This window comes from Segatella copri (assembly GCF_019127135.1).
GTDB lineage: Bacteria > Bacteroidota > Bacteroidia > Bacteroidales > Bacteroidaceae > Prevotella.
In genome coordinates, this window is the sequence record NZ_JAHOEA010000143.1 from 1 (window position 1) to 1,492 (window position 1,492).

The 1,492-nt window shown below is 49.5% G+C and carries 2 protein-coding genes; both read right to left on the reverse strand.

The features are described from left to right. The coding region (locus KSW37_RS15535; protein WP_254368702.1) for an Arm DNA-binding domain-containing protein at positions 1-407 on the reverse strand (407 nt) is incomplete at its 3' end. A gap of 64 nt (positions 408-471) precedes the next feature. Further along, the coding region (locus KSW37_RS15540) for a tyrosine-type recombinase/integrase (protein WP_217743528.1) at positions 472-1,492 on the reverse strand (1,021 nt) is incomplete at its 5' end.

Below are 1,492 nucleotides of genomic sequence, written 5' to 3' on the forward strand. Positions count from 1 at the left end.
CTCAGGTTCTTCTGCCATGTCCGCTTGTGCAGAAAGGTTTGTCTGGCTTTTGAGGTTCGATACCATTCCACGATGGTATCACCAAAGTTCAGCAAGAACCTTCCTGTCGTGTCCTTGTCCTTCAACACAGCCTTCAGCATTTCCACGGTGATGATGCCATTGGTGGTAAGAAGTGAGTTGTATTTATCCTTGACCTCAGCAAGGAAACCTGCCAATCGTCCGTTGTCCCTTGCGTTCCGTACCTCTCCCTTCTTGGCGTTCCACTCCTGTGGGGTACAGGATATGCCTGTGGAAATGGCTGCGCTTTTGCCGTCAACGGTGATGCGGCAAAGTATGTTGGCTGTTCCGTCTGCCTTCACCTTCTGTCTGTTGATGTAAGGCAAAATTGAAAATGTACTTCTGCTCATAGTTGTTGTCCTTATAATGTAATAATGTGGTTGAAACTGTAAAAAGAAAAGTTGAAAGCCTTGTTCATAATGCGAGAACGAAGTCCTTCTCGGTTGCAGCGATGAACTTGTCCATGTCCTCAAACAGCTTCTTTTGGGTCACTCTCGCATACCGCTGCGTCATCTTCACATCCTTGTGACCGAGCATCTTGCAGATGGTCTCCATCGGCACACCAGCCTCCAGCGTAATGAGGCTGGCGAACGAGTGTCGTCCCGAATGGTAGGAATAGGTCTTGCTCGTTTCCGCCAACTTGCAGATGGTGATGAGATCGATACGAACACGATTCGTGCTCAGCAATGGGAAAAGGGTATCTCTTGCCCCGTCCTCGTATTTCGCCATCAGCTCCAACGCCTCGGGCAGGAGTTTCACCCTGGCAAGTGTTCCGGTCTTCTTGCGGTTATAGATGAGCCATTTGTCGCCATCCTCCAACACCTTGACATTGGCTTTCGTGATGGAAACGGTGTCTATGAAGGCTGTTCCTGCATAGCAGGCGAAAAGAAACAGGTCACGGCTAACGGACAGTCTAGGCTTGTCTTCGGGCAGTTCCGCATCACGGATTTTTATGAAATCAGACATGCTGAGAGCCTTGGGTGTCGTAACCCTTGGAGTGCCAACCCGATAATGGGCGAACAGCAGGTTCTTGCACAAGCCTCGCTCAAAGGCGATGCGGCACATTTTCTTGAAGAGCGACACATAGATGGTGATGGTTCCTGATGAAAAGCCTTTCTCGTCAAGCAAGTAATGGTGAAAGTCACTGATGAAAGGCTCGGTCAGCTGTCCGAAAGCCAAATCAGTCAACTTATACTTCTCCCCGATGAACTCAGCGAGATTCTTGCGAATCTTTCTGTAAGTCCAGACACTGCTCTTCGACATATCGATGCCCTCATGGGTGCTGAGTTCACTGATATGCTCGTCCACGAAGGAGAGAAGGGTGGTCTGTGTCTTGACGCTGCCCTGCAAAGCCTCCTTGACATCCTTAGCCTCGAAGTCCGTTCTCTTTTCCACAAGCACATCGAAAGCCTTTTGGATGGAAAGCAACAACTGC